The organism is Ectobacillus antri, from assembly GCF_003852715.1.
GTDB lineage: Bacteria > Bacillota > Bacilli > Bacillales > Bacillaceae_G > Ectobacillus > Ectobacillus antri.
Map to the genome: position 1 here is coordinate 16,694 of NZ_RIAV01000007.1, position 25,303 is coordinate 41,996.

General features: G+C 41.1%; 23 protein-coding genes, 2 pseudogenes and 1 riboswitch. Of the genes and pseudogenes, 7 read left to right on the top strand and 18 right to left on the bottom strand.

The window, feature by feature from the left end; genetic code table 11:
• Window positions 1–8 precede the first annotated feature (8 nt).
• The 3 genes from EEJ45_RS08840 to EEJ45_RS08850 all read right to left on the bottom strand — a co-directional run bounded on the left by EEJ45_RS08840 (window position 9) and on the right by EEJ45_RS08850 (window position 1,426).
• Window positions 9–350, bottom strand: coding sequence for a toprim domain-containing protein (locus tag EEJ45_RS08840; RefSeq protein WP_124564449.1), 342 nt, complete (start codon window positions 348–350; stop codon window positions 9–11).
• 277 nt (window positions 351–627) lie between these two features.
• Entirely contained in the window at window positions 628–1,011 is a 384-nt protein-coding gene (gcvH, locus tag EEJ45_RS08845; protein ID WP_124564450.1) for a glycine cleavage system protein GcvH, read from the bottom strand.
• Between the two features lie 58 nt (window positions 1,012–1,069).
• Window positions 1,070–1,426 (bottom strand): arsenate reductase family protein, encoded by a 357-nt coding sequence (locus tag EEJ45_RS08850; RefSeq protein WP_124564451.1) that lies wholly within the window; start codon window positions 1,424–1,426, stop codon window positions 1,070–1,072.
• A gap of 170 nt (window positions 1,427–1,596) precedes the next feature.
• Between EEJ45_RS08850 and EEJ45_RS08855 the strand changes: the two are divergent.
• Window positions 1,597–1,766: pseudogene (locus EEJ45_RS08855) on the top strand (M4 family metallopeptidase); the annotation flags it as partial.
• Between the two features lie 209 nt (window positions 1,767–1,975).
• Here the strand turns inward: EEJ45_RS08855 and EEJ45_RS08860 are convergent.
• The 3 genes from EEJ45_RS08860 to EEJ45_RS08870 are packed head-to-tail and all read right to left on the bottom strand — an operon-like array spanning window position 1,976 to window position 7,393.
• A complete protein-coding gene (locus EEJ45_RS08860) occupies window positions 1,976–3,763 on the bottom strand; it encodes an acyl-CoA dehydrogenase family protein (RefSeq protein WP_124564452.1) in 1,788 nt (595 codons plus the stop codon).
• 58 nt (window positions 3,764–3,821) lie between these two features.
• Complete coding sequence (locus EEJ45_RS08865) at window positions 3,822–4,997, bottom strand: acetyl-CoA C-acetyltransferase (RefSeq protein WP_124564453.1); 1,176 nt, start codon at window positions 4,995–4,997, stop codon at window positions 3,822–3,824.
• 14 nt (window positions 4,998–5,011) lie between these two features.
• A complete protein-coding gene (locus tag EEJ45_RS08870) occupies window positions 5,012–7,393 on the bottom strand; it encodes a 3-hydroxyacyl-CoA dehydrogenase/enoyl-CoA hydratase family protein (RefSeq protein WP_124564454.1) in 2,382 nt (793 codons plus the stop codon).
• Window positions 7,394–7,694: 301 nt separating this feature from the next.
• Between EEJ45_RS08870 and EEJ45_RS08875 the strand changes: the two genes are divergently transcribed.
• From EEJ45_RS08875 to EEJ45_RS08885, 3 genes are all read left to right on the top strand, one after another.
• The gene (locus EEJ45_RS08875; RefSeq protein ID WP_124564455.1) at window positions 7,695–8,108 is read left to right on the top strand and encodes a VOC family protein; all 414 of its coding nucleotides are present in this window, start codon (window positions 7,695–7,697) and stop codon (window positions 8,106–8,108) included.
• 172 nt (window positions 8,109–8,280) lie between these two features.
• Complete coding sequence (locus tag EEJ45_RS08880; protein ID WP_124564456.1) at window positions 8,281–8,424, top strand: YuzL family protein; 144 nt, start codon at window positions 8,281–8,283, stop codon at window positions 8,422–8,424.
• Between the two features lie 90 nt (window positions 8,425–8,514).
• The gene (locus tag EEJ45_RS08885; protein WP_380017885.1) at window positions 8,515–9,342 is read left to right on the top strand and encodes a D-alanyl-D-alanine carboxypeptidase family protein; all 828 of its coding nucleotides are present in this window, start codon (window positions 8,515–8,517) and stop codon (window positions 9,340–9,342) included.
• Window positions 9,343–9,758: 416 nt separating this feature from the next.
• Here EEJ45_RS08885 and EEJ45_RS08890 read toward each other — a convergent pair whose 3' ends face one another.
• The 3 genes from EEJ45_RS08890 to EEJ45_RS08900 all read right to left on the bottom strand — a co-directional run bounded on the left by EEJ45_RS08890 (window position 9,759) and on the right by EEJ45_RS08900 (window position 11,406).
• Complete coding sequence (locus tag EEJ45_RS08890; protein WP_124564457.1) at window positions 9,759–10,676, bottom strand: proline dehydrogenase family protein; 918 nt, start codon at window positions 10,674–10,676, stop codon at window positions 9,759–9,761.
• A 160-nt stretch (window positions 10,677–10,836) separates the two neighbouring features.
• Window positions 10,837–11,082, bottom strand: a complete 246-nt coding sequence (locus tag EEJ45_RS08895) for a YusU family protein (protein WP_124564458.1) — start codon at window positions 11,080–11,082, stop codon at window positions 10,837–10,839.
• Between the two features lie 21 nt (window positions 11,083–11,103).
• Complete coding sequence (locus EEJ45_RS08900) at window positions 11,104–11,406, bottom strand: MTH1187 family thiamine-binding protein (RefSeq protein ID WP_124564459.1); 303 nt, start codon at window positions 11,404–11,406, stop codon at window positions 11,104–11,106.
• 600 nt (window positions 11,407–12,006) lie between these two features.
• A riboswitch (SAM riboswitch) is annotated at window positions 12,007–12,111 on the top strand.
• A gap of 76 nt (window positions 12,112–12,187) precedes the next feature.
• Here EEJ45_RS08900 and EEJ45_RS08905 point away from each other — a divergent pair.
• Window positions 12,188–13,495, top strand: coding sequence for a Na+/H+ antiporter NhaC family protein (locus tag EEJ45_RS08905; RefSeq protein ID WP_124564460.1), 1,308 nt, complete (start codon window positions 12,188–12,190; stop codon window positions 13,493–13,495).
• A gap of 30 nt (window positions 13,496–13,525) precedes the next feature.
• On the opposite strand, the gene EEJ45_RS08910 is transcribed toward EEJ45_RS08905, so the two are convergent.
• From EEJ45_RS08910 to EEJ45_RS08920, 3 genes are all read right to left on the bottom strand, one after another.
• Window positions 13,526–14,911 (bottom strand): MFS transporter, encoded by a 1,386-nt coding sequence (locus EEJ45_RS08910; RefSeq protein WP_245999863.1) that lies wholly within the window; start codon window positions 14,909–14,911, stop codon window positions 13,526–13,528.
• 249 nt (window positions 14,912–15,160) lie between these two features.
• A complete protein-coding gene (locus EEJ45_RS08915) occupies window positions 15,161–18,187 on the bottom strand; it encodes an efflux RND transporter permease subunit (RefSeq protein ID WP_124564462.1) in 3,027 nt (1,008 codons plus the stop codon).
• A gap of 98 nt (window positions 18,188–18,285) precedes the next feature.
• On the bottom strand, window positions 18,286–18,480 hold the full coding sequence (locus EEJ45_RS08920; RefSeq protein ID WP_124564463.1) for a hypothetical protein: 195 nt from the start codon (window positions 18,478–18,480) through the stop codon (window positions 18,286–18,288).
• Between the two features lie 366 nt (window positions 18,481–18,846).
• Here EEJ45_RS08920 and EEJ45_RS08925 point away from each other — a divergent pair, with 366 nt between their 5' ends.
• Both EEJ45_RS08925 and EEJ45_RS08930 read left to right on the top strand, forming a co-directional pair.
• The gene (locus EEJ45_RS08925; protein ID WP_124564464.1) at window positions 18,847–19,968 is read left to right on the top strand and encodes an MGDG synthase family glycosyltransferase; all 1,122 of its coding nucleotides are present in this window, start codon (window positions 18,847–18,849) and stop codon (window positions 19,966–19,968) included.
• 456 nt (window positions 19,969–20,424) lie between these two features.
• The gene (locus EEJ45_RS08930) at window positions 20,425–20,886 is read left to right on the top strand and encodes a CarD family transcriptional regulator (RefSeq protein WP_124564465.1); all 462 of its coding nucleotides are present in this window, start codon (window positions 20,425–20,427) and stop codon (window positions 20,884–20,886) included.
• A gap of 692 nt (window positions 20,887–21,578) precedes the next feature.
• On the opposite strand, the gene EEJ45_RS08935 is transcribed toward EEJ45_RS08930, so the two are convergent.
• The 6 genes and pseudogenes from EEJ45_RS08935 to EEJ45_RS08960 all read right to left on the bottom strand — a co-directional run bounded on the left by EEJ45_RS08935 (window position 21,579) and on the right by EEJ45_RS08960 (window position 25,267).
• Window positions 21,579–21,794 carry a sterol carrier protein domain-containing protein gene (locus EEJ45_RS08935; RefSeq protein WP_124564466.1) on the bottom strand — a complete coding sequence of 72 codons (216 nt, stop codon included), beginning with the start codon at window positions 21,792–21,794 and terminating at the stop codon, window positions 21,579–21,581.
• A 10-nt stretch (window positions 21,795–21,804) separates the two neighbouring features.
• Window positions 21,805–22,656, bottom strand: a complete 852-nt coding sequence (locus tag EEJ45_RS08940; RefSeq protein WP_164464232.1) for a GNAT family N-acetyltransferase — start codon at window positions 22,654–22,656, stop codon at window positions 21,805–21,807.
• A 264-nt stretch (window positions 22,657–22,920) separates the two neighbouring features.
• Window positions 22,921–23,367, bottom strand: a complete 447-nt coding sequence (locus EEJ45_RS08945; RefSeq protein ID WP_124564468.1) for a DUF3920 family protein — start codon at window positions 23,365–23,367, stop codon at window positions 22,921–22,923.
• Between the two features lie 115 nt (window positions 23,368–23,482).
• Window positions 23,483–24,055: a DUF7010 family protein gene (locus EEJ45_RS08950; protein ID WP_124564469.1), complete on the bottom strand. Its 573-nt coding sequence runs from the start codon at window positions 24,053–24,055 to the stop codon at window positions 23,483–23,485.
• Window positions 24,056–24,136: 81 nt separating this feature from the next.
• A pseudogene (locus EEJ45_RS08955) lies at window positions 24,137–24,595 on the bottom strand (nitrilase-related carbon-nitrogen hydrolase); the annotation flags it as partial.
• Window positions 24,596–24,598: 3 nt separating this feature from the next.
• Complete coding sequence (locus EEJ45_RS08960; protein WP_124564470.1) at window positions 24,599–25,267, bottom strand: GTP pyrophosphokinase; 669 nt, start codon at window positions 25,265–25,267, stop codon at window positions 24,599–24,601.
• Window positions 25,268–25,303 lie beyond the last annotated feature (36 nt).

Genomic DNA, 25,303 nt, shown 5'->3' on the forward strand with positions numbered 1-25,303 from the left:
ATCCATCCTTATAAATACTCGGTATAAATATCAATGTCCGCTCCTAACAGAACACTGGCAAGATGCTGCACAGGCGCTGTTGCCACCTCACGATACGAGCGGTCAATATACAGATGCTCCGCATGTGGAAATTCACGTTTAAATTGCTTGCGAAGCTTCTCTCCAGCTTCATCGGCATCGACAAGGACGTACACTTCTTTATCAAAAAACTGTTCAATCATATCATCTAGCTTGGACAAACTGATGGTGCCGTTTGTACACACAATTTCTACAGGCTCTTTAATAAGTGTCGCAATCTTTTTCTTATCTGATTTTCCTTCCACAATTATTACTTTTTCCACTTCTATCACTCGGCATCACCTGACTCATTTAGACTATGATACAACTTTAGTATATAGTATATTCTGTACTTTCGTCTTGTTTCCTGTCTGTTGTGGAATGCGACACTTTTCTGTAGCTTTCCCGCTTTTCTACAAAAGCAAATATCCACTTTTTGTGCGAAAAATGGACATTCTTTATGCAAGTTGTGCTTATTCCGGTCAGTTTCATGCTTATTCCGGTCAGTTTCATGCTTATTCCGGTCAGTTTAAAAAGGCCCTTACCGCGATGCGGTAGGGCCTGTAGGCGTTAGCCTTGATTTGTCATTTCTTCGTATTGCTCTGCATTCATCAAACTTTCTACTTCACTCATGTCAGATACTTCTAGAACAATCATCCAAGCGTCTCCATACGGTGATTCATTTACAAGCTCAGGGCTATCTCCAAGTGCGTCGTTGACTTGTACCACTTTGCCGCTTACAGGTGCATACAGCTCAGATACGGTTTTAACTGATTCAACGCTGCCGAACGGCTCGTTTACTTTCACTTCTGCACCAACTTCTGGAAGCTCTACGAATACAATATCGCCAAGCTCATGTTGTGCAAAATCAGTAATACCAACAATTACCTTGCCGTCTTCAATTTTAACCCACTCGTGTTCTTCTGAATAACGTAATTCTTTAGGAATGCTCATGTAAGTCCCCTCCATGTGAGTGTTATTATTATGTAAATACCAAATCGGTATTTCTCCCTTATAACCACATTTTCTCGAATTGCTCTTCGTTAAATCCAACAGTTACTTTTTTACCATCAGACACAATCGGTCGCTTAATGAGCATACCGTCAGAAGCTAAAAGAGCAAGCATCTCTTCTTCGCTCATATCCTTTAAACGATCCTTTAGTCCAAGCTCGCGATATTTCATACCGCTTGTATTAAAAAATTTCTTCAGCTCCAAGCCGCTTGTTGCGTACAACACCGCAAGTGTTTCTTTTGTTGGCGGATTTTCTACCAGATGAACCGCTTCATACGCAACATCCTTTTCATCTAGCCATTTCTTTGCTTTTTGGCATGTTCCGCATTTGGGATATGTATAAAATGTTACTACCATCTCTTCACCCACTTCTTCTTTATGCCCTATTTTAACACAGAGCTATACATTTTTCATATCCTACGTTCAAACTTTATATATTCGTCACACTCATCATGCATCCTGCAATGATTATATTTTACACAATGCGTTTTGAGATGAACAATGTATGGTGATGGTACAACATTCATTCCGGCGCACTTGATGTTATCGCACACGAATTAACACATGCTGTAACAGAAAATCATTCAACCTAATCTATCAAAATGAATCGCGCACCTTGAATAAAGCAACTTCTGATATTTTCGGAGCAATTGTAGAGTATTACGATAACAATAATCCAAATTATAAAATCGGCGAAGGAGGAACTGATGATTATTTCAATAATCTAGAAGGCGCACCTGGCTCTATCATCGAGATTATGTGTCACGCTGCTTATGTAAATTAATTGTCATCTTACTGCGATAAACGTATGGATGAGACAGAACTTTTAATCCATAGCTCCGCCACCTCGATTTGTGTTAGTCTGACAATAATGTAAAAGCCCCCTCGACCAAGGGGGCTTTATTATTATAGAACGTATTTCTCTTCTGCTAGCAATTTCGCTGCGATTTCGCGTTTTTTCGCGATTACGTTTACTGGTGTATAACGTGTAAATTTACGTAATGCTGATAGCATCATGCGAAGTGTATCGCCGTTTTCTGTCGCAATTAGCGTTTCCTTTGCATGCGCTTCAATTTCATTGAACGCTTCTTGACAGAATACTTGTGTATAAAGCAGCTTTTGATTACTCTTTTCCAAACCTGTTGTTTTAATCGCTTTTTCTGTACGAAGGACTGCGGACTCCATGGCATACAGGTTATTGACGATATCAGCAATATTCACAAGTACTTCTTGCTCTTTATCAAGCGCTTTGCCATACTTTTGTACTGCAAGACCAGCAATCATCAAGCCAATTTTCTTCGCATTGCGCACTAAATACTTTTCTTGTGCTAATGGCTCATCGCCCACTTCTTCTGGCATCAGCATCATAAGCTCTTCCTGCAACTGCTGTGCTTTTTGAAGCAATGGCAACTCTCCCTTCATTGCCTTGCGAAGGAATGTACCAGGTACAATCAAACGATTGATTTCATTTGTTCCTTCAAAAATACGGTTAATACGGGAATCACGGTACATTCTTTCAATCTCGTATTCTGCCATAAAGCCGTAGCCACCGTGAATTTGTACACCTTCATCCACCACATAATCAAGAACCTCAGAACCGAATACTTTATTCAAAGAGCACTCAATCGCATACTCTGCGATAGAATCCGCTACTGCTTTCCCATTTTTCACTTCTTCATCTGTTAATGTGCTCATACGAGCTTCGAATAAACCAACTGTACGATATACAGAGCTCTCTGCTGCATAAATTTTCGCAGCCATATTTGCCAACTTTTCTTGAATAAGCGGGAAGCGGCCAATCGGTTGCTTAAATTGCTGACGTTGATTTGCATATTGTACAGAGATTTCAAGTGCACGCTTGGAAGATCCCACCGTACCTACACCTAATTTGTAACGACCGATATTCAAAATATTGAATGCAATTACGTGACCTTTGCCAATTTCTCCGAGTACGTTTTCTTTTGGTACAAGTGCATCTTCTAAGATTAATGTACGTGTAGAAGAACATTTGATACCCATTTTCTTTTCCTCAGGGCTTGTGGATACACCTGGGAAATCACGCTCTACGATAAATGCTGTGAAATGTTCGCCATCCACTTTTGCATATACAACAAATACGTCTGCGAATGCGGAGTTTGTAATCCATTGCTTTTCGCCGTTTAGTACGTAATGTGTACCTTCTGCGTTCAAGCGAGCTGTTGTTTTTGCACCTAACGCGTCAGAACCAGAACCTGGCTCAGTTAATGCATATGCTGCCAGCTTCTCACCTGTTGCAAGAGCAGGAAGATATTGCTGCTTTTGCGCTTCGTTACCAAACAATACGATTGGAAGTGAACCGATACCAACGTGCGCCCCGTGCGTAATCGCAAAGCCGCCTGCACGAGAAAACTTTTCAGAGATTAATGCGGAGCTAATTTTATCAAGACCGATACCACCGTATTCCTCTGGAACGTCAGCACCTAAAAGACCCAGCTCGCCCGCTTCCTTCAACAAACGTACAGAGCGATCAAACTCATGCTTTTCAAGATACTCAAGTTCTGGCAATACTTCGTTTACCACAAAGTCTTCTGTTGTTTTTGCAATTAATTTATGCTCATCTGTGTAATCTTCCGGTGTGAACACTTGCTCAAATGTAATGTCATCAACTAAAAAGCTACCGCCCTTTACTGCGCTACTGATTGTTGTTTTTTCCATTTGGAATGCCTCCTGTTTTCATTATGTGGATAATACCCTCCGAGGAGGGCTCAGATAATTACAATAATTCGAATACGCCCGCTGCGCCCATACCGCCGCCAATACACATTGTGACGATACCAAACTGCTCATTTCTGCGTTTCATTTCGTGTACAAGAGATAAGGTCAGCTTCGCACCGGTACAGCCAAGAGGATGACCAAGTGCAATGGCGCCGCCGTTTACATTTACCTTTTCTTCATCAAGACCAAGCTCACGAATAACTTGAAGAGATTGCGAAGCAAACGCTTCGTTTAGTTCAAACAAACCAATATCAGAAAGTTCAAGACCTGCGAGCTTCAATGCTTTAGGTATCGCTGCTACTGGTCCAATCCCCATTACTTCTGGCGGCACACCCGCTACTGCGAAAGAACGGAACCTTGCAAGTGGCTTCAAACCATCACTTTCCGCTTTTTCACGGTCCATGAGTAATACCGCTGCGGCACCGTCGCTCATTTGCGAAGAATTACCCGCTGTTACAGAACCGCGCACATTGAACGCCGGACGTAATTTACCAAGCACTGCTGCCGTTGTATCAGCACGAACACCTTCATCCTGAGAGAATGTGAAGGATTTTTCGTATGGCTTGTTATCGCTGCCCACGCCGCGTAGCGTTACATCCACTGGGACCGTCTCATCCGCAAAACGACCTGCCTGCAAAGCAGCTGCCGCGCGCTGATGACTGCGCACTGCAAAAGCGTCTTGCTCTTCACGGCTGATACCATATTTCACAGCTACTTGTTCTGCTGTATGTCCCATGCCCATATAGTATTCAGGCGCAGCTTCAACAAGGCGGCTGTTTGGACGAACCACATGCCCCATCATCGGTACAAGACTCATAGATTCTGCACCGCCGGCGATTACTGCATCAGAGTGACCAAGCATAATGCGCTCTGCTCCGTATGCAATACTTTGCAAGCCGGAAGAGCAATAGCGATTAATTGTGATCGCAGGCACCATATGGGACAATCCTGCTAGCGCGCCAATGTTGCGAGCCATATTTAAACCTTGCTCCGCTTCTGGCATCGCACACCCGATAATTAAGTCATCTATGTTGCCTTCATAGTTGTTTGCACGCTTTAATGTTTCCTTTACTACCAATGCACCTAAGTCGTCAGGACGAACAGTCGCCAAGGAACCTTTTTTCGCTTTGCCGACCGGTGTTCTTGCTCCTGCTACAATTACGGCCTCTCTCATGTTCTTTCCTCCTCTTAGTTTCGTAACGGTTTTCCTTTTACAAGCATGTGCTGCATTCTTGCCTGTGATTTCATTTCTTGTACAAGGCTTAAAAACGCTTTGCGCTCCAGGTCAAGCAAGTATTGCTCATCCACCTCTGTTCCGTACGGTACTTTACCTCCAGCGATAACGTAAGCAAGTTTTTTTGCAATCGTTAAATCGTACTCAGAGATATAGCCGGACAAATGCATTGCTTGTGCACCAAGAACAAGCGTGGCGTATCCTGTTTCACCGACAACCGGTACCTTTTTGCGAATTGGCGCTTTATAGCCTGCTTCAAACAATTCAATAACCTTTTGTTTTGCATCATATAATAGATGGTCGCCGTTGATGCTGATGCCATCTTTATCGCCAAGGAAATTGTTTTCAAATGCTTCCTGCGCAGAAGTAGACACCTTCGCCATCGCAATGGTTTCAAATACTTTATTGGCAACCTTTTGCAGGTCGAACTCCACACCTTTTGCCATTTTGTTTAGGTGTTTAATATACAGCTCTTTGTTTCCGCCACCGCCTGGAATTAAGCCAACCCCAACTTCCACAAGACCAAGATACGTTTCGCTAGATGCTTGAATGCTTGCAGCCGGTAAACAGATCTCCGCTCCGCCGCCAAGCGTCATTCCATAAGGCGCCACAACGACTGGTTTAGCGCTATATTTAATTTTCATCATTGCATCTTGGAATTGTTTCACAACCCACTCAATTTCAAAGTAGTTATCGTCCTGCGCTTCCATTAAAATCATCGCTAGGTTCGCACCAACACAGAAATTTTTAGATTGGTTACCAATAACAAGACCCTTATAACCCTTTTCCACTTCGTCAATCGCATAGTTAATCATTTGCGTGATATCCATGCCGATCGCATTGTTTGGAGAGTGGAACTCCAGGCAAAGCACACCGTCTCCTAAGTCAACAAGGCTCGCTCCGCTGTTTTTCTTTAACACACCGTTCTTTTCCTTTAATTGCTTTAAGCTAATCGCTTTTTTATTTCGCTGAAGTAGCTTGTATTCACCGTTATCGTAATACAATACATCGCCGTTTTCGTGCTTATAGAATGTTTCAAAGCCTGCATCTAGCATCTCTTCTACCCATGCCGGAATAGCTTTGCCTTGCTCCTTCAGTCTTGCAACAGACTTGCGAACACCGATTGCATCCCATGTTTCAAACGGGCCGTATTGCCAACCAAAGCCCCATTTCATGGCGTTGTCAATCGCAACGATATCATCTGCAATTTCCTTGTTCAGTTTTGCTGCATATAAAAGAGTTGGTGTTAAAATATTCCAAAGTAATGCACCGGCACGGTCCTTTGCATATACAAGCGTTTTTAATTTATTATTAAGACCCTTCTCCTGTTTACTCAGTTCTACAGACGGTGCCTTTAGTTTTTTACGTGCTTCATATTGCAAGTTCTCCGGATTCAATTCCAGAATCTCTTTTCCTTGCTTTAAGAAAAAGCCTTGCCCCGTTTTGCTTCCGAGCCATTTGTTTTCAAGCATCACATGCATGAATGCTGGTACTTTAAATACCTCGCGCTCTTCTTCTTGTACATTTTCATATACGTTGTTCGCAACGTGAACAAATGTATCAAGTCCTACCACATCAAGCGTGCGAAAGGTTGCGCTTTTCGGGCGACCAATTAGCGGGCCCGTCACAGAATCTACTTCCCCGACGCTGTAACCGCCGTTTAGCATTTCCTGCAGTGTGACAAGTAAGCCATATGTGCCGATGCGGTTGCCAATAAAATTCGGTGTATCCTTCGCGACAACAACACCTTTACCGAGTACATCTTCACCGAAGGTTTTCATAAAGCTTAGTACTTCTGTGGACGTGTCTTGCGTTGGAATGACTTCAAGTAACTTTAAGTAGCGCGGGGGATTGAAGAAATGCGTGCCTAGGAAGTGCTTGCGGAAATCTTCGGAACGCCCCTCTGCCATTTTTTCTACCGAAATACCAGATGTATTGGAACTAACAATCGTACCTGACTTACGAATTTCATCTATACGAGCAAAAACTTGTTTTTTAACTTCAAGATTCTCAACCACCACTTCAATAATCCAATCCACATCTGCAAGACGAGAGAAATCGTCATCAAAGTTACCAGGTTGAATTAAAGCTGCATTTTCTTTAGAAGTAAGAGGTGCCGGCTTTTGCTTAAACAGCTTTTGCACGGCTGTGTTGCTGAATCGATTGCGGACTTCTTTGCTTTCTAGCGTAAGGCCCTTTGCTTCCTCTTCTACTGTAAGCGTTTTCGGTACGATGTCTAGTAATAGTGTTGGAATTCCAATGTTAGCCAAATGTGCAGCAATTCCTGACCCCATGACGCCGGATCCGAGAACGGCTGCTTTTTTAATTTGAAACATTCCATTCTCCCCCTTAATTCTTGAATGAATACTCATTCAATTTTTGCGCAAACTTCTCCCAACGGCTGAATGAGCTTCCTACTATTAAATATATGATATTGAATGAATTTTCGCAATAAATTTAAAAATAAAAATTTACACTGCTATCATTTTGTCATATTGCATCATTGCCTTTCATATAGACAGCGGAAACTACCGTGTCGGTGGCTTTCTTTAAAACAGAACAAATGTTCTTGTTTTTTTGCATGTGCATCTTTTATAATAGATATGAACCAACTACATAACGATGGGAGAGATTGGGATGAAGCATCAAGCAACACCGTATTTAACATTTGGGGGCAACGCGCGCGAAGCATTGACGTATTACAAGGAAGTATTTGAAGGAGAAATTATCGGCATGCAAACGTTTGGAGAAGCACAGTTTCCGACACCTCCAGAGATGGATAACAAAATCATGCACGCGCAATTTAAAAAAGATGATTTATTTTTCATGGTGTCCGATGCGTTTTTAAATCAATCTGTTCATCAAGGTAACAATATTTCCTTAGCTCTGGAATTGGAAAGTGAAGAAGAGATTCAAACGCTCTACAAACGTCTCAGCGCAAATGGCATTGTATTTATGGAGCTTCAAGATACATTTTGGGGAGCTAAATTTGCCAAGGTACAGGACGCGTTTGGCGTGATTTGGGATTTAAACTATACATTTGCAAAATAAGCTTTGTTAATTGATAATCTGTACTTGTTGGTTGGCATAGAGGATTGAAAGAACTGGAAATCAACAACCACTGTATACAGAGCAAAAAAGAATCGCTAAGGTGATTCTTTTTTTATTTGCACTTACATGACTTCTTTAAATTTGGAAAAGCTAGGAAACGGAGGTGATAAACATGGGCAAGCAAAAGAAAAATCCTTCTAAAGGTGCTGTGAGTGCAGCTAGCGCAAGGGGTAATGCCGACAGCAATCAACTGCCGCAAAAGGGCCGCCATGGCAACAATGAGCAATACGGCAAACAAAATATGAGCGAAGGCTGAATATGTATGATGAAAGAGCGCGCTGAACATGGCATGATATAAGAAGAGCCATGAGTAGCGCTCTTTTATTCTAGCAAGGAGATGTTTATATTGAAACGATGGATACATGTACTCTCAATCACATTTCTAATTACTGGTATCACCTATATAACAAACTCTGTAAAACTTTCTGCACTATCACAAAAGAGTGCGCCGCTTATTAAAGGAAGATATGCAGTCGTATTAGATGCTACTACAGGTGAGGTATTGTATGAAAAAGATGCGAATGTTCCAGCTGCCCCGGCCAGCCTTGCCAAACTAATGACTGCATTGCTTGTTATGGAAAAAGTGAGGCCGAATGAAGAGATTGCCATTACACAGCATGCACGTAATACAGAAGACGGCTCCGCCAAAATTTCATTACGTGTTGGCGAAACGTTAAAACGAGACGAGGCAATCAAGCTATTGCTCACAATTAGTGTCGACTACGTAGCAGAGTCAATCGCTGAGCACATTTCCGGTTCAGGAAAAGGCTTCGCCGCTTTGATGAACGAGCGCGCAAGAGAGCTTGGAATACAAGCAACTTTTCATAATGCAAGCGGTGCAGATGGCAAACATCATCATGCTTCAGCGCATGATCTTGCAGTGATTGCAAAAGAGGTCATTCGCTATCCAGCTGTTCTTTCTGCTATGCATTCTGTTTCGACAACCGTCCAAACATCTGCGCAGTACATAGAAATACATAATAATGGTCGAAAAGAGCTATACCAAGACCCGCACGCTATTGCCAGCAAAAGTGGCCATACAAAGCGTGCTGGCTACACCTTAGTAACTGTGGATGAGAAAAATGGACGCCGCATTATCACCGTTGTTTTGCAAAGCAATAAAGAGAATGCTTATAAAGATGCCCAGAAGATTACAACCTATGTGCTTGACTAAATTGTAGCCAATTTCTCACTCCTATCAGCCAATTTCTCACTCCTATCGGCCGATTTTACCTTCTATCGGCCGATTTCTCACTTCTATCGGCCAATTTTACCTCCTATCGGCCGATTTCTCACTTCTATCGGCCAATTTTACCTCCTATCGGCCGATTTCTCACTTCTATCGGCCAATTTTACCTCCTATCGGCCGATTTCTCACTCCTATCGGCCGATTTCTCCTTCTATCGGCCGATTTCTCACTTCTATCGGCCAATTTTACCTCCTATCGGCCGATTTCTCACTCCTATCGGCCGATTTCTCACTTCTATCGGCCGATTTCTCACTCCTATCGGCCGATTTTACCTTCTATCGGACAAATAGATTTACAATCTAAAAATCCTGTTGTCTACTGACAACAGGATTTTGTGTTGTTTATTTTTTAAAAATACCTTTTAGGACGAATGCCACGTTTGCTGGTCGTTCTGCTAAGCGGCGCATGAAGTAACCATACCAGTCATTGCCGTATGGTACGTATACGCGCATTGTGTAACCTTCTTTTGCAAGTTCCAATTGACGCTCAGGGCGAATGCCGTATAGCATTTGGAATTCAAATTGCGTGCGCGGAATGTTGTATTCCTTCGCTAAGTTTTTCGTATATTCTATAATGGCTTCATCATGAGATGCGACTGCTGTGTAGTTGCCATTTAACATATGAGTCTTGATGATCTTTTTGAAATTTTCGTCCACATCCGCTTTATTTGGAAAAGCAACTGTTTCTGGCTCTTTATACGCACCTTTTACAAGACGTAAATTCGGCTTATATCGATTCAAATCGTCAATATCCTTTTCCGTACGGTATAAATACGCTTGAATTACTGTACCGACATTGTCATACTCTTCACGAAGCAACTTGAAAATTTCAATCGTCTTCTCGCAACGTGTGTAGTCTTCCATATCAATCGTAACGAATACACCATTCTCCTTTGCAGCATTTAAAATGCGACGCATATTATTCATTACCAGATTTTCCGATATATCAAGACCCATAGATGTCATCTTCAAAGAAAGCTGTGAATTTAATCCTTCACGACCAATTGCTCTAATTGCCTCTATCGACTCGTCCGCCATTTGATTCGCTTCGCGCTCATTGTCCACAAACTCGCCTAAATAGTCAATTGTAACAACGAGACCTTTTTTATTTAAATCTTTAATTGCTTCCGTTGCTAAACCAATGGTTTCTCCCGCGACAAAGCGGCCAGCACCAAAACGTAAACCATAGCGCTTCGCCAATTTTGTTAGCGCTTTATTTTTTGATAAAAATAAAAATGCGTTACGCATAAGTTGTTCCATTGTACTCCACCCCTACGTAAATATTGTTTCTCTGCTTCTTCCTTATCAATTATATCACTTTTAAAAATTATTTGACACAAATAATTTTTAAAATAATTTAGAATACATACATTTTAGAAGATATCAAAAAGACCTCGCTACTGCAAGGTCTTTTATGACTTTATTTTTTGGTACGATGTGCATCATTTAATTGTTTAATACTTTGAATAACGTGCATCATATCCGCCTTAGCCTCTGGATACGTTTCATTCCAGTGCTTCGCCAGTGCTGGCATTGACTTTGCAATTTGCGAATACAATGCCCACAATTTTACCTGCTCTTGCAATTCAGGTGTACTTTCTCCTAACAGCAGCTCTGTATATTTTGCAAGCAGTGCATCAAATTGCTTTGGAAAATTTTCATTCACTACGCTTCTCTCCTTTTCTAATTATAGCTTAGAACGCACAGAAGCCAGCTTTTTTTCCATCGTACTTTCCTTGTCACGACGATCATCAATGCGAATATTAGTTGCGACGCGCATTGCCCCTTTCGTAAAAGGAACTTCATGCATGTCTTGAATCACCTCCAGCAAAACGGGAAGCTCTCCTTCGATAATGGTATTCATCGGGGTTAACGTGTATTTTACACGTCCTTCATGCCGCTGTAACACTTTATGTATATCTGCTACGTATGAGCTTACGCTCGGTGTACCTGTTCCAATTGGGATGATACTAACATCAACTATCGCCATCGTATGTGCCTCCTTTTCATTTCCATCTTATTCTACCTCATTTTGCAAATTTTCCACACCAAAAAAGCGCACCTCATCAGATGCGCTTATATAATATATGTTTTCATAATATGACGAAAGTTCGAAGCTTTGTGATACATGCCCTTCTTAGGCATTGACCGTTCTTATCCTAGAAAGCTTGCAAACATTAAGATGATTGCTGATAATGTTGCTGCCGCACCGCCGAATCCTACTACATCTGCTTTTGTCATTTTTACTGTTTGGTTTTCCATCTTACTCCGTCTCCTTTAGCTCGATCATCTATATGTAACATAAGTTATTTTGTAACCTTTGTAACATTAATGTAACATAACTGTTTTTTACCTGCAATATATTTTATAAAATTTTATGCTAAATCCTCATGTAATAAATATTCCTCTTCATTTTCTGTTCGTAACAGTAATGTAATAAAAGCATTTAATATTTACATATAATTTTTCCACATTTTTACTATATCTATAAATATTTCCCTTTTTCGTTACCGCCTAAAAATTTTTTCCATTGACATTTCTAGTAAAACGCTATAAAGTAGTCTAGTCTTTGTTTAGAAATATAATAATCCACTTATCCAGAGAGGCGGAGGGACTGGCCCGTTGATACCTCGGCAGCGGACTCTTACAGAGTGCTGTGCCAAATCCAGCAAGCATTTTGCTTGAGAGATAAGAGGAGTGTTTCGTATAGATGAAACCTCTTCTTATTCATAAGAAGAGGTTTTTTATTATTTTAGAAAGAGGTGCAAAGATTGGAAAATTCGAAAGGAAGTGCTTTGGCTTTATTGCCACTTGGTTCATTTTTAATTTTATTTGTAGGTTCAGGTGTAATTACAGGAGACTTTTATAAAATGCCGGTACTTGTTGCCATTACCATTGCAGCAGCTATCGCTATTATGATGAATAAAAAAGAAACACTAGTTACAAAAGTGGAACGATTTGCAAAGGGTGCCGGACATACAGATATCATGATTATGGTGCTTATTTTTATTTTAGCTGGTGCCTTCTCACAAACTGCAAAAGGGATGGGAGCTGTTGATTCCACAGTTAACTTAGCTTTATCTGTTTTACCGCAAAACTTTTTAATCGCAGGCTTATTTATTATCGGGGTTTTTCTATCATTAGCAATGGGGACATCCATGGGAACGATTGCAGCACTTGCACCAATCGGTGTGGGCATTAGTACACAAGCAGATATATCTATGGCTCTTTCCATGGCCACTATTATTGGCGGTGCGATGTTCGGTGATAATCTTTCCTTTATCTCGGATACCACGATTGCGGCAGTCCGCTCGCAGCAAACCGAGATGAAAGATAAATTCAAAACAAATTTCTTCATTGTATTGCCAGCAGCGATTGTTACAATTATTATTTTAGTTCTTATCACATCTGGCAATCAAAGTAGTGTAGCGGCTAAGGACTTTAATTGGATTAAGATTCTTCCTTATGTAGGTGTATTAGTTACAGCACTGCTTGGCGTAAACGTACTTGCTGTACTGGTGGGCGGAACTGTATTTGCTGGTGTAGTTGGATTGCTTGACGGTAGCTATACCATCACAAAGCTGTTCAAAGCTGTTGCGGATGGCATGAATGGCATGATGGAAATGGCGCTTCTTGCAATGCTAATTGGCGGTATGGTCGAACTGATTAAATACAACGGCGGCATTCAATTTATTCTAAATATCATGACGCGTAACATTCGCTCGAAAAAAGGAGCAGAATTCAGTATCGCCGGTCTTGTAAGTGCAACAAACTTGGCGACTGCCAACAATACGATTTCTATTATTTTTGCTGGTCCGCTTGCAAAGAACATCGCAGATCAATACAGCATTGATAAACGTAAATCAGCAAGCATTTTGGATATCTTCTCTTGCTGTGTGCAAGGTCTCGTACCGTACGGGGCCCAAATGCTGACGGCAGCGGCATTTGCATCAATTTCTCCGCTTAGTATTTTACCGTTTTGCTTTTATCCAATGCTAATTGCCATTTGCGGTGCATTAGCAATTGTCTTTAATTTCCCGCGTCTTTCTACAAAAGCAGAAGAGAAAAAAGCAGCTTAATAAAAGAGCACGCGGCGGCGTGCTCTTTTGTTATAGGTGACGAAGCTTTCTGCTCATCCATATACTGGCGAACGCTAAACCAATTAGAATGATACTCAGCATGCGCATATGACTCGCTGTCACCTCTTGACCGAATAAACTCCCGAGCAAGACTGATGCGAAGATTGCACCAATGTACCTCGCTGTTTGAAATAATCCAGATGCCACACCCGTTTGTTCAGGAGGTGCCGCTTTTAGCATAGCAGATTGCAAACTGATATTTTGAAAGCCATACCCCATACCGAGCAAAAGCAACACAGGGATGGTACCGTAAACAGGCAATTTTGTAAATACAAAGGCGAGTAGCACTGCACCGGTAAGCATAAAACCTGCCCCCAACATCAGCGCAGGTGCCGCCCCCACCTTATCCGTCCATCTTCCTGTAATAGGTGTGACCACAATGCCGGAGCCAGCGATAAATAGCATCAGCAAGCCACTCATAGATAAGCTGAGATGCAAATGATCCTGAAGATATACTGGTACACCAAACAATAGCACATAGTTATATATGTTTAACAAAACAAAAGTAAAGTTTACATACGTAAGCAATCGATTTTCATAAAACATACGAAGCGGAATAAACGCTGCTTCTGTCTTCCACTCGTGTCTTATAAATAGAAGTAATGTAACTACACCAACAAGTCCCATAACATACTGCGGCTCTGCTTTTAAGGAAAGAACAAATATAAGTAATGTAATGAGCGTAGCCGCAAACAACAGAATACCCGGTATATCTAAGAAATGAGCAACTTCTCGTAAGGAATGACGTTCATGCGTTTCTTTAGGAAACATAAACCAAGCCAATAAAAAACTGACAAGCAGAAATGGAATGTTAATCATGAAAATTGCAGGCCAATCCCCTAGTGCTATCACGAAGCCTCCCACTGTGGGGCCAAGGGCAACTGTGACGGAAGAAAATATGGAAATGACAGCAAGTGCATATCCTTGTTTATAGTGAATGTGTGCACGTACAAGTCCCATGCCTGAAGGATAAATCGCACTCGTGCCAATGGCTTGTATAATACGCAGTATAACCAATGCAGCAAATGATGAAATGATGGGCGCTGTAATCGCTGGAATAAAGGCAATAAGAAGACCCGTTAGAAATACTGCTTTTCTGCCGAACACATCTCCTAATCGTCCCATCACGGGCTGTCCAATCGCACTGGCGAGATAAAACGCCGAAATGACCCATGATGCGGCGGCAAATGTTAGATGAAATGTCTCCTGTATACCGTGCAGCGCCATAGAAATCATGGACGAATTTAACGGATTCAGAAGCGTCCCAGACGATACCGCAATTAAAAACAAGCGCCGCTCGCGCCGAAAGATTTGTCGATCACGCTCTGACAAAAATGGATTTATCGCAAACGCCACGGCATTCACCTCCTTTTGAGGTATTGTGCCCCAAATCGGTGCGTTTTTGTCAAGGTGAGGTATATTCCCCATTTATAATAAGGCTGTGTTAAAGCCTAATTTTGATAACGGACACTTGTTCGCGAGAGTGAGGCTCCTGCGGGAAAAGCGAGTCAAGAGAGACCCAGCGGAAAGCGAACTCCCGTAACGGAAAGCAACAACGAACTTTAACAGAGCCTATAATAAAAAAGAGGACCGAGGTCCTCTTTTTTATACCGACTCACTCCGCTTTATCTCCGTTGGCCTCTTAGAGAAGCGCTGTTTGATAGACGTCATGATATGATATGTGGTTGGTACGATGACAAGTGTCAATAGTGTAGATGTGAGCAGACCTGAGATAACGACAATAGCAAGCGAACGGGAAATGAGACCGCCTTCGGTTGACAGTGCAAGCGGCAATAAAGCACCAATTGTTGCAAGAGCTGTCATTAAAATTGGTCGAAGGCGTGTAGCGCCTGCCTCTAATAGAGAGGTACGCAATTCCATTCCTTTTTTCTCGTTTTGCATCACACGATCCATGAGTACGATGGCATTTGTTACCACAATCCCAATGAGCATCAGAAATCCGACAAGAGCCGGCATGCCGAGCGATTGCTTTGTCAGGTACAATCCGAGCAAGCCGCCGCTAAATAGAAACGGAAGTGAAGATAGAATCGCTACCGGCATCAGCATGTTTCCGAATGTCACAAGCATCACAATGAACACAAGTACAATTGCAACCACCATCGCAATGGCCATGTTTTGGAATCCTTCGCTCATCGCTTTCGCTTGCCCTTCGGAGCGATATGTCACACCTTCTGGAAGTTCGATATCCTTTAACTTTTTATTGACCGCTTCTTGTACGCCGGAAACGTTATCTGTTGTAAAACGTGCTGTTACCTGTACGTATTCCTGTTGATTTAAACGATACAATGCAGTCGGACCTGGCTTTTCTGAGAGCGTCGCCACTTCTGATAGCTTCACCGGTTGCCCCATTGTATTCATCATTGTTTGTGCCGCAATGGCATCAATGGATTGTAATCCCTCGTTTTTAAAGCCCAGATTTACAGCGGTTGTTTTACCTTCAATTTGAACATTTGTTACACTTTCACCGGAAATCAAACCGCGCACAAAACCTGCGACCATAATTGGATTTAAGCCCTTTTCAGCAGCCTTTTCTCCATTAATCTCTAGACTAAGCTGCGGTTTTACGCCAGATAAGTTTGTGCTTACGTTACCGAGTCCTTCCGTATGCTGTAATTTTTCAACAATTGTTTCTCCGGCTTTTTGCAAATCGTCCTTGTTGCTTCCTTCTACAATCAACATAAACTGACCACCGCCTGTCATCCCCATAGGCGTCCACGCAATTTCAATGTCATCAGAAATTTCTTTCAGTTCCTTTCGTACATTGTCTTCAAATGTCGTACTTTGTTCCTTTGTCACACTTTCTTTCAAATTCACCGAAATACGAATTTTTTCACCTTCTACAATGGTTTGGTAATTCTCTACATGATTCTCGTTCTTGATAATTGCCTCTAGGTCCTGTGCTGTTTCATTGGCTGCGGCAAGAGATGTACCAACCGGTAGATCTGCCGTTAAATTAAACATAACTGCCTTTTCTTCCGGTAAAAAGTTTTTTGGAATGAGCGGTACAAGAGCAAGTGAACCGATAAACACAACTACTGCCAGTAAAACCGTTATCACGCGGCGCTGCAGAGTCCAAGCAATTGCTCTCTTATATATTCGTTCTAATACTCCTTCTTTCGGCTCTTTATGAGGAATGTTCAGCAAGAACAGCTTTGCCAACAATGGTACAACTGTTAAAGAAACGATGAGTGAAAATGCCAGCGCAACAATGACAGTGATTCCGAACGGCGCGAAAAATTTACCGATGATGCCCGGCACAAAAGACAATGGTCCGAATACAGCCATTGTAGTTAGTGTAGAGGATGTAACCGCTCCTCCCACTTCTTTTGCGGCTGTCAAAATCATATGCTCGTCACGCTTTGTTGCTGTTAACGTACGACGATAAATATTTTCGATTACCACAATGGAGTCATCAATGACACGGCCGACCGCTACCGCAATACCAGCTAGTGTCATCATATTTAATGTATAATTCAAATATTTCATCGTAATCATCGCTGCTAAAATGGACAGTGGAATGGATAGTACCGCTACGATCGTAGCACGAACGTTTCGCAAGAATACAAACGTTACAATGACTGCAAACAGCGTACCCAGTAACACTTCACGAAGCATGCTATTAACCGATTGCTCCACATATTCCGAGCTATCATACAGCATTGTAAACGCATAGCCATTTGGTAAATCGAGATCCTTCAGCTTTTCCTTTGCTTGCCGAACAACCTCTACCGCATTTTCTCCTGCTTGCGCTTTCAGCTCAAGCAAAACAGCCGCCTCTTCATTTAAGCGTGTATACACCGTTTCTTTTTTATCGCTATAGGTAACCGTCGCCACCTCAGACAATTTTACCTTTTGTAAGCCGTTTGAGGTCTGTGTGAGGATTTCAATGTTTTCCGCATCGCGAACCGATTTCAACTTAAAGTCCGCCTGCACATTTAATGTTTTATCGTTTACATTCACCTGACCGGCTGGAAATGAGAAGTTATGCGAGAGAAATGCCTGTTTTACAAGCTCATACGTAACGCCCTTTTCCTTCATTTTATCTTGATCTAATGTAACCGCAAGCTGCTTCTCCGCTTCACCGGAGATATCAACCTTAGATACACCCTCAACTGTTGCAAGCGCTGGCCTTACACGATCGTTTACATACTGCGTTAAGTCGGATTGATTGGCTCCTTTCGCAGCCAGTGCAAACATCAGCACCGGTGCAGACGCAGGACCGTCCTTTAGAATGACCGGCTTTCCTGTTCCTTCTGGCAGTTTGACAGCTGCAACCGCAGTGGTTACATCTTTTTCGGCATCATCCATTTTTTGATTCATATTGAACTCTAAAATAGCCATTACAAAGTTACTATGGGACTCGATATATAAATTTTCTACTTTGTTCAGTCCTGACAGCGCCGCTTCAAGCGGCTTACCGACATCTTCCAAACCTTGCTCAGGCGTTGCTCCCACGTATGGAATTTGTACAAGCATATACGGAATATCAACATTTGGCATTGCTTCTTTCTTCATTGTTTGTACCGAATACAATCCCCCTGCCAATATCATAAGAATGGCAATAAAGATCACACCGGCATTTTTTAACGAAAATTGAATCCATTTCGTCAACCTATTCACTCCCTCTCGTTTGATTTACATTTTGCATCTATAGTTAAGTATAGACGGAGATAAAATCCTTCCGTAGTGAGTTTAGTCACATTTTTCCATTATAAAAAGTCAGAAAAAGTTCCTGACTTTTGTGACTTACTGTCATTTTGTTTACTGACTCGCTTCCTGCTCCCATGTAAAAATAAGTTCATTTGCCATACACTTACTTGTTTCATATGTATATCTACAATCCTGCCATTTTGTAGCGCAGAGGTATTGGAATAGCCTACTAAAATAGCTGTATACTTCCACATGTAAAGTCCCCCATTCTGAACTGCTGCTTCACAAAGATGCTATATAAGTACTACTAGAAAAACCGACATTCTTTTTTTGGATGGGAAAGAAGAACAGGCAATGTATGGTTGCAGTAGGGGCCTAAGAGACGGGTGTCAAGTAAGAACATACGTAGAGAGGCGGTTCTGGCGCTGTGATTTTCTCGCTGTTTATCTGTCGAAAAAATCATGTAGACTTATATAGGTGCCTAGCAATATCTATTTACATGATGCAAAACATAGGTTACAAAATCTTCAAAAAACCTTAAGACTTTTCTTACAATTCCTTTAGTTTTCTTCTTTATAATATGGTCTGAAACGATAAATTTGGGCGCTGGAGGAAGACATATGAGGACGCAACCAAAGGTATTACTGTTTACTGCAAGTTTTGGCAATGGGCATAATCAAGTTTCTCATGCCTTAAAACATACGTTTCAAGAGTTTGGTATTGGAACTGTCGATATTTATGATTTGTATGCGGAAGCATATCCGTATTGGAACGAAGCAGCAAAATTTTTATATAAACAATCTTTTTCCGTTGGTTCTTCTCTCTACAAAATGTTCTTTTATGGCATGGATCGCATTTACAGTACAAAAGCGGGAAAATTATATTGCCGCATCGGAGAGAAAAAGCTAGAGGCAATTATTGAAGAGAAGCAACCGGATATTGTAATTACAACTTTTCCTGTCAGCACCGTTCCAGAATGGCGCAGACGCTCGGGGCGGAGCTTTAAGATTTACACTGTCATTACGGATTATTGTCTGCACAGCACATGGGTGCATCCTGAAATTGATCGCTACTATGCGGCAACGGAGGATGTGAAGCAAAAAATTATGTCAAGCGGTGTGCCTTGTGACAAAGTATATGTAAGCGGCATCCCTATACGCAAGGCATTTGAAACAGAACAAAGCAAATCGCAGTTGTTACGTAAGTACAACCTCAATCCACAGGCAAAGCGATTGCTCATTATGGCCGGCGCACAAGGCGTTGTAAAAAACATCAAATGGATTGCTGCACAGCTGTTAGAGCAAAGCGATATAGAGCTCGTAATTGTATGCGGTAAAAACAAGCAGCTCTATAACCAACTTCATAAGCTACAACTACGTTATCACAATCAACTTAAGCTATTTGGCTACATGGAAGATGTGCACGAATTATATGAGCTCGCCGACATTATGATTACCAAACCCGGTGGTATTACCCTGTCAGAAACCATTGCGACAAAGCTACCGACCATTCTGTACCGCCCGGTGCCGGGACAGGAAAAAGAAAACTCTTTATATTTTTGCAAAATTGGAGCCTCTATTACGGTTCGGGATAAAGAGAGTATTGTCACGGAAGCTCTTCATTTGTTACAGCACGGTGATAGACTGTCAGAGATGCGTCTGGCGCTCAGTCAAGTCCACCGGCAAGAAAGTGCACGGCAGATTGTGGACGATATTTTACAACAATCTTTACATCTTGCCTAAAAAAATCACAAGCACTTCATTTAGATGTGAAAATGGAGATTTCTTCTCTTGCTTTGCAGGAGAAGGGATCTCGGCTAATTGCAAAGGGATTTAAATATTAGGCTGTGTTAAAGCCTAATGTTGATAATTGCACTTGTTGATTGGAGTGATCCTGCGGGAAAAGCGATTCAAAAGGAGAACCCCGCAGGCGCATAGCACTGAGGAGGCTCCCTACTTGCTCGCAGAAAGCGCCCACCCGTAACGGAAATCAACAATGAACTTTAACAGGTCCAAATATTAAACAACAGAGTCAATAAATGACCAAACTTACAACAAGTTTGACGTTGCTTCCATTCCATTTGATTTTAAAACAAAATATATTGACATATGAATAAAAATATGATATTTTAATTATTTTTACAAAAAATTCTATATATGATAAACTTAAAAAGGTTACCATATACGGAGGTGAATTATATGTTTCATGTTGGCGATAATATTGTGTATCCAATGCACGGAGCAGGTATAATTGAAGCTATAGAAGAAAAAGAATTTTCAGGAGAAAAACAACAGTATTATGTCATAAAAATGTCAATCAATAATATGCAAGTGATGATTCCAACAAGTAAAATGTTGAGTTCAAGTATACGACCAGTTACGGATCTACTTGCATTAAAGCAAATCATACACATTTTCCACCATGGAGAATCAGATCGGTTGTTAACTTGGAAACAAAGGTATAAATTGAACACAGATAAAATTAAAACCGGTGAAATACAAGAAGGTGCTGAGGTTGTACGTGATTTAATGCGTATGCAGAAAGAAAAGGCACTTAATGCAAGTGAAAAAAAGATGTTGGACAATGCATATGAATTTTTGATTAGTGAACTGGAATTAATTAAAGGCATCACTGAAGTTCAAATAAAAAGTTTTTGTTAAGACTAGTTATAAACGTGTCACAGGTTTATTTCACCATTAAGAACATGTGTACGTAAAGCTTTTGGGCTATAGCTCAACAGAAATTCATCTCCCCCTTATCGTTGGGCTTCTCCCTTCACACGCTTGAAGAGGATACTTCTTTTGGAATTATGTTAAAAAATCATTTCTAAGACATCTAATTTCTTCAACTACTTTTAGTAGCATCAACCTCTTTTGTAATTTCTACAATCTACTCTAATTTCGTCAGCTAAATTTCTCTTATTGATATTTAAAGATTCTTCAAATAGCTTATTTGATTTTTGCAACCTTAATTCACACTGGCGCGGACAAGGAGCCGTAAAGATGAAAGAGAGGTAGGGCTTTCATTGTTTTAGGTACGTATCTAAATCATTATTTCTAGAAGAAAAATCATTTATCTCTTTACGTAAATTTGATAAACAAATCGGTAACACCATATGGTTAACTACAAAAATGGTTTCCAGACTAGGAAACCATTTTTAATGTAATTTACATGAATTATCTACTATTCATTCATCATATCTATCCTCCCTAATTTCATTACTTACCAGGCTAGCCCTGCTTCCTGCAGCATCTATATTTGAGTATGCCCAAATGAATGGCTATAGACTGCGTACGATTCCCTTTTAAAATGCTGTCACGCAAAGTGGCTTTTGCTGTATAGTAAACAATTGCTACAACTTACCTACATACGATTCATCAAAAAGCCGCACCAATTCGTAGCGCCACAACGCATGAAAATCCACACTTTCCATCCAAAAGGAAGAAAAATCACTAATATCAATGGCAAGCCCGACATGCGGATGTTCTTCTATTATTTCGGGATATCCACCGCGGAAATAAACAGTAAATGCTGCACTGTTGCTTAGTAAAAAAGTGTCTTTCACCACAAACTTTCCCCTACATTTCTTTTCTCATCTGTACCTGTGAAACGTACACCATAAAGCCCGCTTCCTGTAACAATGCAGCTGCGGTACTTTCTTCTGGTAGATTGATAGCCATTCTTGCACATTCTACATTCGACCGTAGAACATGATAAAGCAGTGAAGCTACAATTTCTCTTTCCTGTGCTCCCATGCCTACACATTGATACAACAAAATATGCGTTAGCTCTCCTTGTTCGTTGTACATATGTTTATATAATGCATAACCGACTGCTTCATTCCCTTCATATGCAATGGCAGCTTCGGCGTCTCGTACGTTTAACGCCTGTGTTTGCCACGGGGCATGCTGTACGTAAAAGGAGAGCGGCACAATTTGTGCAGGGTGCACAGTTTGGATAGTAAAATTCTGTGCTTCCGGCAATTGTAGTTTGCCGTTTTGCTTCAAATGTACCAATCTATCAAATATTCGATAGCCCTTTTGTTCATATAAAGCAATTGCTTTTTCGTTTTCACGAATTGCCTCTAACGTAGCGACCGTCACACCATTTTCTGCATACACATCCAAAACAAAGTCCATCATCACTTTGCCAACGCCCTGCTTCCGATAAGCCGGGGCCACAGCAGTACCACCATTCCACCCCACCTTTTCTCCCTTTATCTCTTTTATGCCGTTTACAATCATACCAACCGGTATATCGCCGTCAAATGCAATTACAGACAGCGCAGGTGACAATCCCTCCATGCCAAAACGATCTGTAAAGCGCTCCATTGTCATCGTCATATCGGCAAAATAGCCTTGAAATCCTTCATTCCATGCTTGCATCGCTTCATTCCATGTACAATCACTCATTCGTTTCAATGTAATCATTTTCATATCCCCCTACATTTCCAGCGTAGAAACGTTTTCTTGTTCATATTCACCTGTTTTTTAATTAAAAATGACTGTTGAGTTTATTTAATTAAATCATCTTTCGGCCGCTACTTCAATCTTATTTATAGAATTTTCAGTCTGTTTTTTCGTCAAACTTCGCATGGCGCTCTTTTGAACATATGCAAGAGCTGTTCGCCCCATCCTTTTGTTACTAGTACGTCACTCGTTCTTTTCTACATAAAAAAACATAAGCCCCTAGGCTTATGCCTTCCTTCGCTTGTACGCTCTCATCTTTTCTCTCGCAAACTCACGCGCGTCTTTTTCAATCCAACGCTCCTCATATGGCAAATGTCTTTCCGCATGAAATACATGACGAATTAAACTTTGCTGAAATTGCATATCATGTCGGATTTCATGTAGAATCGTTTCCAGCATGCGCTCATAGTCCTCCCACATAAAAATAAAAATGGTTTTGCTGCGCTGATGATAGTAACCATGCAGTGGAAACAAAAACTCCTCTTCTTCTTCACCCATATGAAGTAAAATATTGTTTGCTTCGCAGGTATCACAAAACAGAACGGCTACGTCAGTTTGTCCTACCAATCCAAACACATCTTCTCTCACCTGATAAAGATCCCAAGAAAAATCCTCATCAAATACACACCAATTTCCTGCCTGCTGAAGCGCCTTCGGCAACGGAAACTCCATTTCATGTCCCCTTTCTCTCTCTCTTACTATAAGTACTACGCTATCACTTATTACAGTTATGTCTGTTTTTTTGTAAAGATAAACTAAAAAAGCTGTACTCATCTTGAGCGCAGCTTTACATCATCTGTTGTGTATCTGTATGTACTTCTTGTTTTAGTTCTGACCAAATCATCACAATCCCTATGCCATATACCACTGCAATAGCCGGAGCGACTAGCTGATACGACATTTCTAAAAAGAAAATGCTCAAAAAAAGGGAGGATACACCCGTTGCAATAGTAATAAACAAATAGGCTTTACTGCGGTACACCCACATGTAGATCAAAAAATGAGAACCACCTAGCAAGCCGACCGCGGCAGGAAGCCAATTGGGGTCCAGTTTGGCGATAATAATGAAGACCGGAATATAAAAGACTTGAACACCACCTGCCAACCCCCCCAGTGTCGCCAAGGGATTATCGGTTATGATAATCTCAGCTTGCAATATACGTGCTAGTAACAACCCTAACGGAAAGATACTTCCCATTCCTAAAATCCATACATATGGTAACATGTCACTTGAAACGATATAAGGCATGATGGTTACAAGAATAAAAAACAACGCGCCCGCCAGTAGGATGGGATATCCCTTTTTTGCTCTTCTGCTTACATTCTCTTGCAGTTGCATGAACAATCCATTGTTATTCATGATTTTGCCACCTCTCCTATTTCTCTCTCTTATCTATTCTCCTCATGTAAAAAAATTCCTTTCACAAAAAAAACAGTCCGGTTAATTGGACTGTTTTCTCTTATTGCTTATATTGAACAGAATACACATCGTGCCGGACTGACGTTGCCTCCGTAAAATTTCGAGGTCTACGTCGCCAATAACAACCATTTCAATATTTGGATTACACTCGCCCACAATGCCGTCGCGCGCAAACTCGAAATCAGACGGTGCAAAAATGGCGGACTGCGCGTATTGAATATCCATATTTTCTGTTTGCGGTAAATTACCGACTGTTCCAGCAATAACTGTATAAATTTGATTCTCCACAGCACGTGCCTGCGCACAATATCTTACACGCAAATAACCTTGACGGTCTTCTGTACAAAATGGCGTAAAAATAATTTTAGCACCATTTTCAGTGGCAATGCGTGCCATCTCTGGAAACTCAATGTCATAGCAAATTTGAATTGCAATTTTGCCGCAATCTGTATCAAATACTTTAATATAATCTCCGGCACTTTTTTATAATAGTTGGAGCAATGGTTGCACGTCGTCAACGCTTGTATCTTCTTCTTTAAACTGCTCCAGTTCATCTTTTAAGCGCTTCATTTTTTCATCAAGATACTTTACCATCTCTGCTGTTTCCTTGAGCTGGTCAGTTAAGTGTTTCGGCACCGTTTTATCAAATTTGTAATAAATTTTGTGCTCAAGACTTGCCCAGAAGTCCATCGCCACTGTGCGGATTTGAATTTCGACCTTCACTTTCTCCATGCGGTTGGATAAAAACACCGGCACCTCCACAATTAAATGCAGGCTTTGGTAGCCATTTTCCTTTGGATTTTTAATATAGTCCTTCACACGTAGCACGCGCAAATCATCTTGATTGCTAATGATCTCAAAGATTTTATAAATATCAGATACGAAGGAACACATCACGCGGATACCGGCGATATCGTGAATATGCTCGCGGGCATTTTCAACAGTCACCTCAAGCCCCTTGCGCTCTAGCTTCTCTCTAATACTATCAGGACTTTTAATACGCGATTTAATATGTTCAATTGGATTATGTTGATGCACAAATTGAAATTCTTCATTGAGTATGGTTAACTTTGTATCAATTTCATCTAAAGCAAATTTATAGATAAATAGAAAATTTGTCCATTCTGTAATTCGTTCTTGCATTGTTTGCATATTGTTCACCTTTTCTTTTGTTTTGCGATGACAGAG